The sequence below is a fragment of the Rhodanobacter glycinis genome (genome assembly GCF_006438785.1).
Classification (GTDB): Bacteria; Pseudomonadota; Gammaproteobacteria; order Xanthomonadales; family Rhodanobacteraceae; genus Rhodanobacter; species Rhodanobacter glycinis_A.
On record NZ_RCZB01000008.1, the window covers coordinates 23,274 to 39,017 of the forward strand.

The window sequence follows — 15,744 nt, forward strand, 5'->3', positions numbered from 1 at the left end:
GCAGACAATGTCTGCCGCATGGAGCAGGCCCAGCGCGTCATGCGCATGCCCCATCGTGGCCGATCCCGAATACCGGTCATCCCGCGCGGGTCTCCGCTAACCCGGCACAAGCCGGGCCATTCCGAGCCAATCGATGACTTTCGGCGGGCATTGCTGACCATCTCGGCAGCTTCATCGAATCTGCCCATGCAATGACTTCTGCCGCACGACGCTCGCTGCCGAAATACCTAAACTCGCTCGCAGGCCAGTGCGTATTCCCCCTGCGTGCTGGCTGCAATCCAACAACGACAGCATTTCTGAAACCCCTCGGAGATCTGGCATGTTTCTCATTCTTGACGGAGACGGCCCGCAGTATTCCCAGCTCACGCGTGCGATGCGGGCCGCCATCCTGAGCGGCCGCATGGGCGCCGGCTCACGACTGCCTCCAACCCGGCAGCTTGCGCAGGAGCTGGGTTTGTCGCGTACCACCGTGATGGCCGCCTACGAGCAGTTGCGCGCCGAAGGCTTTATCGAGGCGCGGACTGGCTCGGGCAGTTACGTGGCCGCATTGCAGACCAACCACCCGCCACCGCCGACCGTGCGCTCGATTGTCGCGCCTTCGCGCTATGCGAGCCGGGCACGCCTGATACAGGACCGGACGATTGCCCGCACCCACCGCGATGTGCGCTACGACCTGCAATACGGCAATCCCCTGATCAATCCGTACCTCAGCGAGATCTGGGGACGGGAGTTGGCACGTGCGGCCGCCTATACGGCACCCAACGGAGTCTCGTCGGAAGGCCTGCTGGCCCTGCGTGTGCAGATATGCGAGTACCTGGCTCGCCGACGTGGCGTGCAAACGGTGCCCGAGAACGTGCTGATCGTCAGCGGAACCCAGCAGGCACTCTCGCTGGCCACCAGGGTGCTGCTGAACGAAGGCGATTCGGTGGTGCTTGAGGAGCCCCATTACTTTGGGGTCTACCAGGCCATGGTCGCGCATGGTGCACGCGTACTGGGCGTCCCCGTCGACGAACAAGGCCTGCTTTGCGCCGCACTGCCAAAGCCTTCGCCGCCGTTGATCTGCGTAACTCCGTCGCACCAGTTCCCCACCGGTGCCGCCATGTCGCTGCCACGGCGACTGGAACTGTTGCGCCATGCCCATGCCCAGCGCTGCTGGATTCTCGAAGACGACTACGACGGCGAGTTCAGCTATCGCGCCCAGCCACTGGCCGCCCTGCGATCACTCGACCGGGACGACCGCGTGATCTACGTCGGCACCTTTTCCAAGGTCATGTTCGGCTCCCTGCGACTTGCCTACATGGTGTTGCCGGTGGCGCTGCGGGAGGACTTCATCAATGCCAAGTTCCTCAGCGACTTTGGCTGCTCGGGCATCGAACAAGCGGCCCTCGCGCACTTCATGGAAAGCGGTGGGTTCGAGCGGCATCTGCGGTTGGCCCGCAAGGAGCTCAAAGCCCGTCGCGAGGAGCTGATTCGCGGTTTGCAGCACTACGCTGGAGCACGGGTCGAGATCGTCGATTCCTCCGCCGGCATGCACGTGGTCGCCTGGTTGCCCGGTTATGACCACGCGGCAGTGCAGGAACTGGTCGACCTTGCGCACGCGCGCGGCCTGGGCCTGTATCCGATGGCGCCGCATTACCTCAATGCACCGGCGCGGCCGGGCCTGCTGCTGGGGTATTGCGGCCTGTCGGCGCAGGAACTGCGGGAAGCGATGCAGTTGTTGGGCAACTGCCTGGACGAGCTCGACCGGCGACTCGGGGATCAACCGGTCGAGCTTCGGCAACGCCGGTGCATGCCGTAAACGCGAGTCGTCGTCAGGAAACGGCGGAACCGGGCGGAACCAGGGAGCCAGGCTGCGCGGCCCAGCGTGACGCCCAGGCAATGGGCAGACCGACAAGCAGGACGTGCACCGCGACGCTACTGAGTACCCAACCCGCAACGAAGGGCGGTCTCGCCGCAGCCGACAAGGGCAGCACGATCAGGTTCATGACGAGGTAGAGCAGCAGACCGTACAGCGGCCCGCTGAGCCGCGGCTTGCGCGTGAGCACCGGCACCCACCGGCGTGCGGCGTAGAACGTACCGACCATCGCCCACATCATGGCGTAGTGCAGCAGTGCCCCAAGCCACGCGGTCGCCGAACCACCGCGGAAAGCCTGCCCGCCCAGCCACCCCGCGGCGATGCCCTGAAGAATGCGCGACGGTCGCACGTTCCAGTACGTGCAGGCAAAGACGAGATCGAGGGTGCCCAGCACCACCGCCGTGCCGAGCAGCACCAGCGACGGCCGGATGGCAGATTGAAACCAGGACATCGGCGACATCAGGACTTGCTCCATCGGGTGATTGATCGGGTCCGGCCCGCGCCATGCTGCAGCATTTTTGGGCTCCGGCATTTCTTACGGAAAGTCCCGCTGCCGCGTAACGAAACGCACCTACGCGTGCCGGCAACCGCCGGCCCGACGACCACTGAAGCCGGACGTCCCCGTGGATGGCCGCGCCCCTTTGCACGACTGGCAGCGTACGACACCGCGACGTGCGCTTACACGACCAATTCTTTCGCGTTGACGCTTGGCGACACGCCGATTGGCTTCGTCGGATTTGAAAAAATTGGTTATGTATCTGCCAAGTTCTGCTCTCTATCCTCCAAAAAAAGACGCCTGCGTAACGAAACATTGACGTCGCAACAGAGTTGTCCCCACGGTTGTCCAGCGCATCCCCGCCAACGCCTTTTCGAGGCGGGGTTACCACCATCGAGGTCTCGACCGATGACGACAGATGCAGCCAGGCTCGAACCACCCGCATCGCATCAGGTTGCTGATCACGGATGCATGACCGGCTCGCCGAGCGACAACTTCCACAACCAGATGAGCCTGGTTCAAGGCACCGCCGCAGCGCAGTCGACCATGGTGCACGTCGCACCAGTGCAGACGACGGCGACGGTTGCACGAGGCCTGCCCGAGCGCATCCGCAAGTTGATCGACCTGCAGGGAAGCGCTGCTGCCCTCGCCGAGCGCTGCGGCTTTTCGGCCGGTGCCGTGCGCAGCTGGCGCGATGGCCACAGCGACATCTCGCGCGAGCGCTGCGTGACCATGGCGCGGGCGCTGGGCGTTTCGCTCCCGTGGCTGGTCGCCGGCGAAGGCCCCATGGCCGCCGCTGCGGACGATGTGATCCACCAACCGGCGCCGCTCGACAGGACAGCACACAGCCTGGCTCGCGCAGCGAGCTCGCGCGCCGGCAGCCTCGACTCCAGGCTTCTCGCTGCCGCGCTGCGGCTACTCCAGTCCTATATCGGACTGGTCGGCGGATCGCTGGATCCAACCGCGCGTGCCGAGTTGCTTACCGAGCTCTACGACATTCTCGCGCGCGCCGAGGATGCCGAGCACATAGATCGTCTGATCACTTTTCACAACGCGCTCAGCGACCAGCTTCGTCGTCAGCGCGCGTTGATTTCCTGAGCTGCCATACCTGCCGGCGAGGTTGACCGGCAGCTTGGGCACCTGGCGAGGAACAGGTAGTTCCATCGCCACCGATTCTTTCTTCCAGGTGGGCTCGGATCCGTTTCCGGAGAATCCGACCCCACCGCCACTGAGACGGGGAGTTACATGAATAATCGCAGGATTGTCCAAAGCAACCACCGGCGCCGCTACCTGGCGAGTCACGCATTGAGCCTGGCCATTACCGCCACCTTGGGGCTATACGGTTCAACCGCGCTTGCCCAAGCCACCACCGGCTCCATTTTCGGGCAGGCGCAGGCCGGGGAAACGGTCGTGATCCAGAGTACGTCCGGCATCAATCGACAAGTCGTCGTGGATTCAACCGGCCACTACACCGTCAGTTCCCTGCCGCTGGGCAGCTACACGGTGACTCTGCAGCAGAACGGGCAGACCGTTGACTCGCGCCCGAACGTTACCTTGCGCGTGGGCACGGGCACCGAGGTCTCGTTCGGCGGTGCAGCCAACGCGCAGAATCTGCAAGGCGTGACTGTCGTCGCCAATGCGTTGCCGTCGATCGACGTGAGCGGTGTCGATTCTCGTACGGTCATCACTGCCGGGCAGCTTGCGCGGTTGCCGCTGGCGCGCAGCGCGGAAGCGATCGCGTTGCTCGCGCCGGGCGTGGTGGAGGGCAGCGACACGTTCATGGGCATGGGCATGGGCGCCTCGTCGCCGCGGAAGTTCGTTTCGTTCGGCGGCTCGTCGGTGACCGAGAACGCGTACTACATCAACGGCTTCAACACCACCGATCCGATCAGCGGCTTCGGCGGCCTGAGCCTTCCCTACGGCTCGATCGACCAGCAGGAAATCCTCAACGGCGGTTACGGGGCGGCCTATGGCCGTTCCGACGGCGGCGTGATCAGCCAAGTCGGCAAGCGCGGCACCAACGAGTGGCACTTCGGCGGGCAGATACTGTGGAAGCCCAAGAGCCTGCAGGGCGACCCGCGCGACATCTACTACTCCAACGCCAGCCCCAATGCGGGCAAGCTGTACTGGCGGCGTGGCAGCAACAAGTCCAGCACGACCACGGTTGACGCGTACGTTGGCGGCCCGCTGATCAAGGACAAGCTGTTCCTGTTTGCCTCGGTGGAGGGCGAGCGCATCCAGGGTACCGGCGCCTCCGGCGGCACACCCTCGGGTGCAATCGGCGATCCGGCGGGCGTGGGCATCAACACGCCGCCCAGTTACAACAACCACACCCGCCTGGACGACCCGAAATGGTACGCCAAGCTGGATTGGAACATCACCGACAGCAACCTGCTCGAGCTCACCGGCGCCTCGAACAAGTCGTCCTATCGCGGCAACCTTTACCAGTACGACTACGCCACCGGCAAGCAAGGGCCGTTCGACCATCCCGACCTGCACATCAAGGACGGATCCGACCTGTACGTGGCCAAATTCACCAGCTATATCACCGACAGCCTTACCTTCTCCGCGCTGTACGGCAAGATGACCGGCACGCACTACAACGAGTTGCCCGGCTACGACCCCACCCTGATTCCCATCGCCGGACAGACGTCGCAGAACCCCGACATCACCGGTGGCCAGACCATCGGCAATGCGCAGACGATTGGCGCGCTGTTCGACCCGCAACATGCCACCAAGAACACCAACCTGCGCCTGGACCTGAGTTACAAGCTGGGCAGCCACACGCTGACTGCGGGCATCGACAACCAGAACGTGCGCGACATCCACGACGGCCAGTTCCCCTCCGGTCCCGGCTATGCATGGGCGTATGCATCCGGCGACCCGAACAGCTGGATCGCCGGCGGTCCGGACGCGAACGGACCCGGTTGGCAGGGGTATCCGTGGGTGCGACCGCCGGGCCAGTACACCGGCGGCGAGACCGGCTACTACGTTTCGAAACAGATCTTCGCCAACAGCGCCTCGGTGCGGGTGAAACAGCAGGCGCAATACATCGAGGACGCCTGGCAGATCACCGATCGCTGGCTGGTCAAGCTGGGTCTGCGCAACGACCAGTTCACCAACTACAACGGCGTGGGCATCCCGTATCTGCGACTCACCAGTGGCCAGCTGGCACCGCGGCTGGGCTTCTCCTGGGACGTGAACGGCGATTCCAGCTTCAAGGTGTACGGCAACGCCGGGCGCTACTACCTGGCGGTACCGGCCTCGGTGGCGCTGCGCTCGGCCGGCTCGTCGACCTTTACCAACGTTTACTACACCTACACCGGTATCGACCCGAGCACCGGCTATCCCACCGGCCTGACCCCGATCGATACCTATCGCGGCCTCGAGCAGCCGATCTCCGCCAATCTCGAATACGGCAATCCGCGCGATCCCAAGACAGCCGCCGCCACCAACATCAAGTCCGAGTACCAGGACGAGCTGATCCTCGGCTTCGACAGGAAGCTCGGCGATGCCTGGGTGTACGGCGCCAAGGCCACCTGGCGCAAGCTCGGCCGCGCCATCGACGACTGGGGCGACACTGGCCGCATCGCCGCCAAAATGGCGGAGCTGGGCATGAACGACTACGACCCGGTCAACGGCATCCAGGGCAGCTACCTGATCAACCCGGGCAAGAACCCGATCATCCAGATCCCGAAACTATCCGGTGGCTACTACCAGGTGCCGCTGGACTGGAAGAAGGACATGGGCTTCAACACCTCGCTGAAGCGCAAGTACTACGCGCTCGACCTGTACCTGGAGCATCCGTTCGATGGCAAGTGGTACGGCAAGATCGACTACCTGTGGTCGCACAACTTCGGCAACACCGAGGGTCAGGTACGTTCGGACATCGGCCAGACCGACGTGTCGGCGACGGTGGACTGGGATTATGCCCAGGTCATGGACTACGCCAACGGCGCGCTGTCCAACGACCGCCGCCACCAGATCAAGGCCTACGGCTACTACCAGCTGACCCCCGAGTGGATGCTGTCAGGCAATGCCGCGGTCCTGTCCGGCGCGCCCAAGACATGCATGGGCTTCTACGGAGCAGACCAGACCAACCCGGGCCTGGGCTACGGTGCGTTCTACCACTTTTGCGGCGGCACGCCGGTTTCACCCGGCTACAAGCGCGAAGCGTGGACCTACCTGCTGAGCCTGGGTGCCGAGTACCGCCCGGACTGGGCAGACCACAAGCTGGCCTTCCAGGTGCAGGTCTACAACGTGCTCGATCAACAGCGCATCACGCAGCACAACGGACGCTACGGCAGCTCGGCGAAAGTGCGACCCACCTACGATCTGCCCCTGTCCACGCAACCGCCTCGCTACGTGCAGCTGGGCATAACCTACGACTACTAGTCCTCGCGGCACGCGCCCCGGCCGGGGAACGGCCGGGGCGTCATGCAGACATGCCACTGGTGTGCGAGGCGGGTATCCGTGCCGCTTCCGGTTCGCGGAGTAAATGTCATGAAGCAACTTTTGCTGTTCATCGGCCTGTTGCTGGGGAGTGCAGCCGGCGGCGCCGGCGCGTCAGTGACGCCGGCACATCCGCCGGAATTTGCCGGCATCTCGCAGTGGATCAACTCGCCGCCACTGACCCTCGCCGGCCTGCGCGGCAAGGTCGTGCTGATCGATTTCTGGGCCTACTCTTGCATCAACTGCCTGCGCGCGATGCCGCACGTCGAGCACCTGTACGAGACCTACAAGGACAAGGGCCTGGTCGTCATCGGCGTGCATTCGCCGGAGTTCGATTTCGAGAAGGATCTGGCGAACGTCAAGGGTGCGGTGACACGCCTTGGCATCACCTACCCGGTGGCTACGGACAACCATCTCGGCACATGGAATGCCTGGCAGAACCTGTACTGGCCGGCGGAATACCTGATCGACCAGAACGGCAACCTGATCGGCCACCACTATGGCGAAGGCGACTACCTGAAAATGGAAAACGCCATCCGCCTGCTGCTCGGAATGAACCTGCTGCCGGAAAACGGGAGCGCCGGCAATTCCGCTGCCGGCGCCGTTGTAGCTTCACCCGAGATGTACATCGGCAGTGCCAAGCAGAAAAACCTGGCCAGCCCGGAAACCGGCCACAACGGCACCCGGCACTTCAGCATCCCGGCACGACTCGCAATGAATCGCTTCGCGCTCTCCGGCGTGTGGGAGATCAGCGACAAATATGCCCAGTTGGCCAGTGCACATGGCGAACTGCAGCTGCATTTCAAGGCGGGCAAGCTGCACATGGTTGCCAGCTCGGAGCAGCCGATCCCGCTGGAGATAGTCGTCGACGGAAAGCTGCAGCCCACGGTTACGGTACAGACCAGTCGCCTGTACACCTTGTTCGACAGTGACGATTACCGGGAGCATTCGCTGACCCTGCGCATTCCACAAGCGGGCCTGCAGATATACACCTTCACCTTCGGGTGAAAGCATCAGTCGTCGTGATTCGCCCCAGGCCAACCGACATGGGGCGAAAGCGAACAATCAGGACTATCAAAATTCATCAGCAAGCTCGCGTGGCGTGCGCCGCAACACGATCACCAGGTACCTCACGACGGCCGGCTATCCACGCGTCATGCGGAAGCGGGTTCCCGTTGAGGACGATGCTCCGGGCCGGCGTCCATCGTCACCGCAGACCGCGCGAAATATCCAGCCATCAGCCAGGCACCACCACACAGCGCGATGGCAACACACAGACTGGTCCATTCCGCCTGGCTCCGCGGATTCGCCAGCACGCGCGGAACGTGCACAATCAGTACCCAGCTCCCGAACATGACGCCCAGCATCGTCGCGGCCAGTCGCGCCTGCACGCCGCTCAGGATGGCCAGACCGGCCGCGATGTGCGCACAGCCGGTGAAATATGCCCAGAACACCGGCGAGCCGGGGATCCAACCGGGAATCACGCTGGCGACGTATTGCCAGTAAATGAAATGCAAGGCGCCGAACACCGGCAGCGAGACGCCAAAACCGTAGCGTCCGCTGTCTGCCAGTCGACGGAATCGACCGTACCAGGGTGTGCGCCCGGCCGCGCTATCCGACAGTGCGCACGCCAGCACCCATGCAACACTGCACAAAGCGAGACACTCGAATGCGGAGGTCCACTTGCTGCCATTGTGAAGATGCGTGAGCAGTGTCGGCACATGCAACAAGATCAGCCAGAGCGACAGCAGAACTCCCAGCGCAATTGCCGATTCACGTGGCCGCAACCGATTGCTCAGGACACCCCCTCCACCCGCGACAAGTAGCAAGGCAGTGATATAAGTCCACAGCGTCTGCGCCGGCAGCCAGTCAGGCAGCGGCTCCAGCCCGAGAACGGGAATGGCAAACACGAAGTTGAGCACGCCGAAAGCCAGCATGCCGATACCGAACAGACCGCTACCAAGACGTGTGGCACTTCTCATGAGGCATCCTTTGTCGGATGAAGTACGAGGTCGTTCGCGCCATGCAACCCAGGACATGCCGGGCGATACCGACCTGTCCTGGCCTGATTCTGGCAAAGCGCAGCAATGGCGCTTTTTGAAACTTCACTGGCACAAGACAGACTAGGCACTGCAGCCCCTGTCATCCATGACCAATTTCGCCATATTTGCAGGAGCCAATCGGAGGGTCGGCATGTTTCTGGAACTGGATGGCCATGGGCCACACTACGCGCAGCTTACCCGCGCCATGAAGACCGCGATCCTCGACGGACGCATGGCTGCAGGTTCGCGACTGCCACCCACCCGGGTTCTGGCGCACGAGCTCGAACTTTCGCGCACCACCGTGCTGGCCGCCTACGAGCAATTGCGCGCGGAAGGTTTCATCGATGGCCGCGTGGGCTCGGGCAGCTATGTGACGAACCTGCCCATTGCTTCGACGCAGAGCCCTTGCGAGGCCGAGTTCACATCGCCCTCGCGCTACGTGCGGCGCGCGCGTCTGGGGCACGACCTGAGACCGACCCGACAGCAGTACAAAGTGCGCTACAACCTGCTGTCCACCAACCCGCTGATCAACCCGGCGCTGGTCGACCTCTGGAGTCGCGAGCTGGCCCGCGCGGCCACGCATACGGCGCTGGAGGAGAACAGCGCGCAAGGCCTGTTCGCCCTGCGCCAGCAGGTATGCGACTACCTGGCCCGTCGCCGCGGCATAAGGGCTTCGCCCGAGGACGTGCTGATCACCAGCGGTGCCCAGCAGGCGTTCTCGCTGACGGCGCGCGTGCTGCTCGACGAAGACGACACGGTAGTGATGGAAGATCCGGACTATTTCGCCGCGTACCAGGCGTTCGCCGCACACGGTGCGCGCCTGCGCCTTGTGCGCACGGACGCCGACGGCCTGGTCTGCGGCGAATTGCCGGCGGCGCCGCCGCGACTGGTTTGCGTTACCCCTTCGCACCAGTTCCCCGGCTGCAGTGTGCTCTCGCTGTCGCGTCGCCTGGAACTGTTGCGCTACGCGGCAGATCAGTCGTGCTGGATCCTGGAGGACGATTACGACGGCGAGTTCCGCTACGACGGCCGCCCGCTGGCCGCGCTGCGCTCGCTCGACGACGGCAATCGCGTGATCTACGTGGGCAGCTTCTCCAAGATGCTGTTCAGTACTTTGCGACTGGGCTACATGGTGCTGCCTGCCGCGTTGCGCGACGACTTCGTCGCCGCGAAATACCTGTGCGATTCCGGCTGTCCCGGCATCGAACAGGCGGCGCTGGCGCACTTCATGGAAAACGGCGGGTTCGAGCGGCATCTGCGACGCGTCCGCAAAGAACTGATGGCACGCCACCATGCTCTGATCGAAGGCCTGCGCCGATACGTCGGTCGGCGCGTGGACATCGTCGACTCGCCAGCCGGCATGCACGTGGTAGCGTGGTTGAACGGCTACGGCCATGCCCGCGCGGAAGAGCTGGTCGCGCACGCGCGCACGCGCGGCCTGGGCCTCTATCCGATGACGTGGTACGTGCATCAGCCGCCGCCGCGTGCCGGCCTGCTGCTCGGCTACGGCCGGCTGTCGACCACGGCGCTGCACGAGGCCATGCAGCTGTTCGGCCAATGCCTGGACGAAATGGATGCCGGCAGCGACCGCACGCCGCGCCGCCGCACCGCCGCTCTCCGGCCGGCCGACGCAACCGATCCGGCGGAGCCCTGACATGTTCCTCGAACTGGATGGCCACGGGCCACACTACGCGCAGCTCACCCGCGCCATGAAGGCCGCAATCCTCGACGGCCGCATGGTCGCAGGCTCGCGACTGCCGCCCACGCGGGTTCTGGCGCACGAGCTCGAACTTTCGCGCACCACCGTGCTGGCCGCTTACGAACAACTTCGGGCGGAAGGCTTCATCGACGCCCGCGTGGGCTCGGGCAGCTATGTCGCCACGCTGCAGCCGGGGGCGGCATTGCAGCCGCCGACTAAAGTGATCAGCGCACCTTCGCTCTACGCGGCGCGCGCGCGACAGGTGCAGGACCGCAAGATCGCCACGCAGCATCGCGGATTGCGCTATCACATGCAGTACGGCGAACCGACGATCAATCCCATGCTCAACAGTGCCTGGAGCCGCGAGCTGGCGCGTGCCGCCGCCTATACGCCGGCAAGCGGTGCCGGTTCGCAGGGCCTGCCGGCGCTGCGCCAGCAGGTTTGCGACTATCTCGCCCGCCGGCGTGGTGTACAGGCGGTGCCGGAAAATGTGCTCATCGTCAGTGGCACCCAGCAGGCGTTCTCGCTGGCCGCCCGCGTGTTGCTGAACGAAGGCGACAGCGTGGTGCTGGAGGAGCCGCATTATTTCGGCGCCTATCAGGCGCTCATCGCGCATGGCGCCCACGTCTGTGGCGTACGCACCGACGCTGACGGCCTGGTCTGCAGCGAATTGCCTGCCACGGCGCCTTCGCTGATCTGCGTGACGCCGTCACACCAGTTCCCGACTGGCGCCGTGCTGTCGCTGCCGCGCCGACTGGAACTGCTGCGCTACGCCGATGCGCAGCGATGCTGGATCCTCGAGGACGATTACGATGGCGAATTCCGTTATGACGCCCATCCGCTGGCGGCATTGCGTTCGCTCGATCAGGCCGACCGGGTGATCTATGTCGGGACCTTTTCCAAGGTCCTGTTCGGCACCCTGAGACTGGCCTACATGGTGCTCCCTGTAGCACTGCGAGACGACTTCATCATCGCCAAGTATCTCAATGATTTTTCCTGCCCAGGTTTCGAACAGGCGGCACTGGCGCACTACATGGGAGACGGCGGATTCGAGCGGCACCTGCGGGTGGTACGCAGGGAGCTCAGGGCCCGTCACGAGGAGCTCATCCGGGGTCTGCGCGAACATGCCGGCGAGCGGGTGGAGATCGTTGACTCGCCAGCGGGCATGCACGTGGTCGTGTGGTTTCGCGATTACGACGAGGCGCAAGCGAACGCACTGCTCGAACTGGCCAGCTCGCGCGGCCTGGGCATGTATGCAATGGCGCCGCACTACCTGAACCCACCGGCGCGCCAGGGCCTGTTGCTCGGCTACTGCGGACTCTCGACCGGTGAGCTTCGCGACGCGATGAAGCTGTTTGGCGCCTGCATGGACGAGATCGACGCGCGCATGCTTTCTGGCCGTGCCCTAAGCGCCGGCGCCCGTGCGTGAAGTAAGCTTTCCAGCTCGTCAGCCAACACGCCACACCGCCCATGCACCAGCGCATCACCATCAGCCCCGAACTGCGCGACTGGATTCTTGCCACGACGCGGGCCGGCCATGGCGTGCCTGAGATACTGCGGCTGCTGAAGGAGAACGGCTACGACCCGCGGCAAAGCCGCAGCATCGTGGCCGAGGTGCTGAAGCTGCCGCTGGCAGCACTGCATGCGAGTACCGGCAAGGCGCCGCCGCGAGGCCTGCGCACGAAGCACCCCGAAGCGCCCGACGTCTGCATCGATGGACACACCATCCAGATTTCGCTCAGCGTGGAAACGCCCCTGCTGCGCGTGCTCGACGGCATGCTCACCGGGCAGGAATGCGACGAGCTGATCGAGCTCGCACGGCCGCGACTGCAGCGTGCGCTCACCGTCGACAGCGATGGCAGGCATCAGGTCGATCAGCGGCGCACCAGCGAAGGCATGTTCTTCACGTTGAACGAGCTGCCGCTGGTCGGCCGGATCGAGCAGCGCCTTGCCGGCCTGCTCGGCGTGCCGGTCAATCACGGTGAAGGCCTGCAGATCCTGCACTACCTGCCGGGCCAGGAGTACGAACCGCATTACGACTGGTTCGATCCGGAGCAGGCCGGCTACGACGCGATCACCGCGGTGGGCGGGCAGCGCATCGCCAGCGTGGTGATGTACCTGAACACGCCAGCGCAAGGCGGCGGCACGGCGTTCCCGGAGCTCGGCCTGACCGTCACCGCGCGACGCGGTTCGGCCGTCTATTTCGCCTACGAAGGTGGCGATCGCAGCTCGCTGCATGCCGGCCTGCCGGTGCTTCAAGGCGAGAAGTGGATCGCCACCAAATGGCTGCGCGAACGACCCTACAGCAACCCGAAGAAACCCTGAGCCACGGCGCGAGCGGGCCGACCCGGCCATGATGTTGCTGCGATGCAGCAGCGTTTGGCGTATCCTTGCGAGCCAACGTTCCCCTCCGCAGCAAGGACATTCCATGGGTCTGCATCTCGTCTCCGCCGGCCGCAACGTGCCGGAAGAAATCAACGTCGTCATTGAAATCCCGAAGGATGCCGAACCGGTCAAGTACGAAGTGGAGAAGGAGAGCGGCGCGATCTTCGTCGACCGCATCCTGTCCACGCCGATGCGCTACCCATGCAACTACGGCTATGTGCCCGGCACCCTGGGCGGCGACGGCGATCCGCTGGATGCGCTGGTGATCCTGCCGCTGTCGCTGATCCCCGGCTCGGTGATCCGTTGCCATCCGGTGGGCATGCTGAAGATGAGCGACGAGGCCGGCAGCGACGAGAAACTGATCGTCATCCCGTCACCGAAGGTATTCCCCGGCTACGCGCACATCACCGACATGAAGGGCGTTTCACCGCATTGGCTGGAGCGCATCGGTCACTTCTTCGAGCACTACAAGGATCTGGAGAAGGGCAAGTGGGTGAAGGTCGAAGGCTGGGTCGGCGCTGACGAAGCAAAAGCCGAGATCGTGGCCGGCATCGAGCGCTACAAGGCCGAGAAGAAAAGCTGAGTTCGCCCCTGCTGCCAGGCAGCGAGGCTAGACCCACCGGCTGCGCGATCCGGACGGAGCGCGCAGCCGGTTTTTCAATCGCGACAGATCGCTGCGCCGCAGATCCTCGCGCAACTCGCTGGGCGAAACGCCCAGCGAGTTGCGAAACGCCCCGGTCATGTGGCTGTGGCTGCTGAAGCCCACGTCGCAGGCGAGTGCGGCCAGATTTCCTCGCCGTCGCCCAGACGTCCCAGTGCGGTACCGAGTCGTTGCTGCAATCGAAACTGTCGCAATGATTGCCCGATGCTGCTGCGGAAGATCCGGCACAGATGAAACGGCGAACAGCCAGCCAGTCTTGCCAGCGCATACATGTCCAGATTCTCGCCGACGCGCCCAATGATGGCCTCCTCGACGCGCGCCACCTGGCGTGCCACTCCGCTGTGCCGCGTATGTGCACGAACCGGCGCGCATGACTGCCGCCAACGCGACCCAGCCGTTTCTGCCGACGACTGTCTCAACCCGATGCTGTATCCGAAGGACTCGCAGCCATTCGGCAAGAGCATGTCCAGCTGGGCGGAACTCAACTGGCAATGGATCTACGCGCGGCCCTCCGATCACAACCCGTATATCGATCCCACCGGCGCCGATTGCGCGGTCGACCAGAGCGGACCGGTCTGGCAGCTGGCGCCGATCGCCGCCATGATGTCCGGCACCTACACGCGCGCCTGCACGATTCCGCGCGGCAAGGCGGTGTTTCTGCAAATCGGCAGCGTCGCCAACGACTGGCCCTGCCCCGACCCGGCCTTCGCCCCGCAACCGGGACAGTCGCTGTACGACTTCCTGGTCGCCGACGCACGCGGCTTCAACATGGTCACCAAGCTGGACCTGACGCTGGATGGGCGACCGATCTTCAATCCGAAGGATTACATCTACACCTCGGGTGATCTGTTCGCACTCAAGGGCGACGCCAGCGAGGCCCAGTTCGATCCGTGCATCACCGGCGCCTACCAGCCCAGCGTGATGTACGGCTACTTCATGATGTTCCGTCCGATGTCGCCGGGCTTGCACACCATCGTACGGCACAATCACGACAGTGACGGCAAGGACCTGACCTTCATCTACCATCTCACTGTGCGATAGCGGCCTCACCGATCCTCACGCATCGGCATCATTCCCAAACCCCGCCTGCCCTCGGCGGGGTTTGTTCATGGCGCAATCAGCCGCGCTTGAGCAGCTCGCGCAGGTCGATGATCGCGGCATTCGCGCGCGACACGTAGTTCGCCATCACCAGCGAATGGTTGGCGAAGAAACCGAATGGCGAACCGTTCAATACCATCGGACTGTGCAGCGGGCGCTGCGCCTCCTCGAGTTCGCGGATTACCTGCTCCAGGCTGACGTCAGCGTGCTTGCTGCGCAGGATCGGGCCGAAGTCCTGCTGGAAGGCCTTGAGCTGCTCCAGCAGAGTCCAGGTGTAGCCGCGCGCTTCGTAGAAGTTGTCGTCGATCTTGTTCCATGGGGTCTTCACCAGCCGACCGCCGCCGGGCGTACGCACCGTGCTGGTGCTGGCCGGATCCGACGCATCCACGTCGCCGATGCGGATCTGGCCCACGCTGGCCGACAACCGCTGCGATAGCGAGCCGAGTCGCGCGGAGACCACCTGCAAATAGTCGGCGAGATTGTCGGCACGCGCATAGAAATGCGCATTGCCGTCGTCGCTGTCGCTGAGCCGTCCCAGATAGCCGTCCAGATGGCCAATCGCCTTGTCGTACTGACTTTCCGAACTCGGCAGCAGCCAGCGATCGTTCGGGCTGTTCAGCAGCGGATCGGCCTCGGCCAGATCCTTGTCCTCGGTCGATTGCGTCTGCGAGCGGCTGAAGTCGTTGCGCAACGCGCGCACCAGATCGCGCGAAGCCGTCAGTGAACCGAATTCCCAATTGGGGATATTGTCCATGAACACGCCGGGCGGCAGCTTGTCGTTGCTGAGGTAACCGCCGCGCTTGTCGAGCAAGGTGTGCACCGACGCGATCAGGGTCGCCGTGGTGGTCGCGCCGATGCTGGTCGGGCGCTTCAGCTCCTGCATTTGTGTCTGCGTAACAGCCACCGGATCGAACAGCGGCGGCTCGGTATCCCACCACCACATCAGGGCTGCCACGAACAGCAGCAGCAGCGCGAGCAACGCCAGGATGGCGCGCCGGATACGGTGACGCGAAGGATTCGACGTGTCCTGGGCTTGCATCGGCTGCTCCTGCGGAT

The 15,744-nt window shown here is 64.2% G+C and carries 12 protein-coding genes; 9 read left to right on the forward strand and 3 right to left on the reverse strand.

Translation table 11 applies throughout. From position 1 onward, the window contains the following. Nucleotides 1–319 precede the first annotated feature (319 nt). Nucleotides 320–1,798, forward strand: a complete 1,479-nt coding sequence (locus EAH75_RS18950; RefSeq protein WP_140655989.1) for a PLP-dependent aminotransferase family protein — start codon at nucleotides 320–322, stop codon at nucleotides 1,796–1,798. A 13-nt stretch (nucleotides 1,799–1,811) separates the two neighbouring features. Here EAH75_RS18950 and EAH75_RS18955 read toward each other — a convergent pair whose 3' ends face one another. Then, on the reverse strand, nucleotides 1,812–2,330 hold the full coding sequence (locus EAH75_RS18955; protein WP_140806520.1) for a hypothetical protein: 519 nt from the start codon (nucleotides 2,328–2,330) through the stop codon (nucleotides 1,812–1,814). A 492-nt stretch (nucleotides 2,331–2,822) separates the two neighbouring features. Here EAH75_RS18955 and EAH75_RS18960 point away from each other — a divergent pair, with 492 nt between their 5' ends. From EAH75_RS18960 to EAH75_RS18970, 3 genes are all read left to right on the forward strand, one after another. After that, nucleotides 2,823–3,449 (forward strand): helix-turn-helix domain-containing protein, encoded by a 627-nt coding sequence (locus EAH75_RS18960; RefSeq protein ID WP_240046345.1) that lies wholly within the window; start codon nucleotides 2,823–2,825, stop codon nucleotides 3,447–3,449. 147 nt (nucleotides 3,450–3,596) lie between these two features. Further along, a complete protein-coding gene (locus EAH75_RS18965; RefSeq protein WP_140655983.1) occupies nucleotides 3,597–6,746 on the forward strand; it encodes a TonB-dependent receptor in 3,150 nt (1,049 codons plus the stop codon). Nucleotides 6,747–6,854: 108 nt separating this feature from the next. Then, the gene (locus EAH75_RS18970; RefSeq protein WP_161596321.1) at nucleotides 6,855–7,811 is read left to right on the forward strand and encodes a thioredoxin family protein; all 957 of its coding nucleotides are present in this window, start codon (nucleotides 6,855–6,857) and stop codon (nucleotides 7,809–7,811) included. A gap of 146 nt (nucleotides 7,812–7,957) precedes the next feature. Here EAH75_RS18970 and EAH75_RS18975 read toward each other — a convergent pair whose 3' ends face one another. Next, the gene (locus EAH75_RS18975; protein WP_161596322.1) at nucleotides 7,958–8,785 is read right to left on the reverse strand and encodes a DoxX family membrane protein; all 828 of its coding nucleotides are present in this window, start codon (nucleotides 8,783–8,785) and stop codon (nucleotides 7,958–7,960) included. A 211-nt stretch (nucleotides 8,786–8,996) separates the two neighbouring features. Between EAH75_RS18975 and EAH75_RS18980 the strand changes: the two genes are divergently transcribed. The 5 genes from EAH75_RS18980 (at nucleotide 8,997) to EAH75_RS19000 (ending at nucleotide 14,631) form a co-directional block, all read left to right on the forward strand. Then, nucleotides 8,997–10,499 (forward strand): PLP-dependent aminotransferase family protein, encoded by a 1,503-nt coding sequence (locus tag EAH75_RS18980; RefSeq protein WP_140806524.1) that lies wholly within the window; start codon nucleotides 8,997–8,999, stop codon nucleotides 10,497–10,499. A gap of 1 nt (nucleotide 10,500) precedes the next feature. After that, nucleotides 10,501–11,973 carry a PLP-dependent aminotransferase family protein gene (locus EAH75_RS18985; protein WP_140806525.1) on the forward strand — a complete coding sequence of 491 codons (1,473 nt, stop codon included), beginning with the start codon at nucleotides 10,501–10,503 and terminating at the stop codon, nucleotides 11,971–11,973. Nucleotides 11,974–12,014: 41 nt separating this feature from the next. Then, a complete protein-coding gene (locus EAH75_RS18990; RefSeq protein WP_140806526.1) occupies nucleotides 12,015–12,869 on the forward strand; it encodes a 2OG-Fe(II) oxygenase in 855 nt (284 codons plus the stop codon). A 103-nt stretch (nucleotides 12,870–12,972) separates the two neighbouring features. Then, complete coding sequence (ppa, locus tag EAH75_RS18995) at nucleotides 12,973–13,512, forward strand: inorganic diphosphatase (protein ID WP_140806527.1); 540 nt, start codon at nucleotides 12,973–12,975, stop codon at nucleotides 13,510–13,512. 378 nt (nucleotides 13,513–13,890) lie between these two features. Then, nucleotides 13,891–14,631, forward strand: coding sequence for a hypothetical protein (locus EAH75_RS19000; protein WP_140806528.1), 741 nt, complete (start codon nucleotides 13,891–13,893; stop codon nucleotides 14,629–14,631). A 76-nt stretch (nucleotides 14,632–14,707) separates the two neighbouring features. Here EAH75_RS19000 and EAH75_RS19005 read toward each other — a convergent pair whose 3' ends face one another. Then, on the reverse strand, nucleotides 14,708–15,727 hold the full coding sequence (locus tag EAH75_RS19005; protein WP_140806529.1) for a DUF2333 family protein: 1,020 nt from the start codon (nucleotides 15,725–15,727) through the stop codon (nucleotides 14,708–14,710). Between the last annotated feature and the right edge of the window lie 17 nt (nucleotides 15,728–15,744).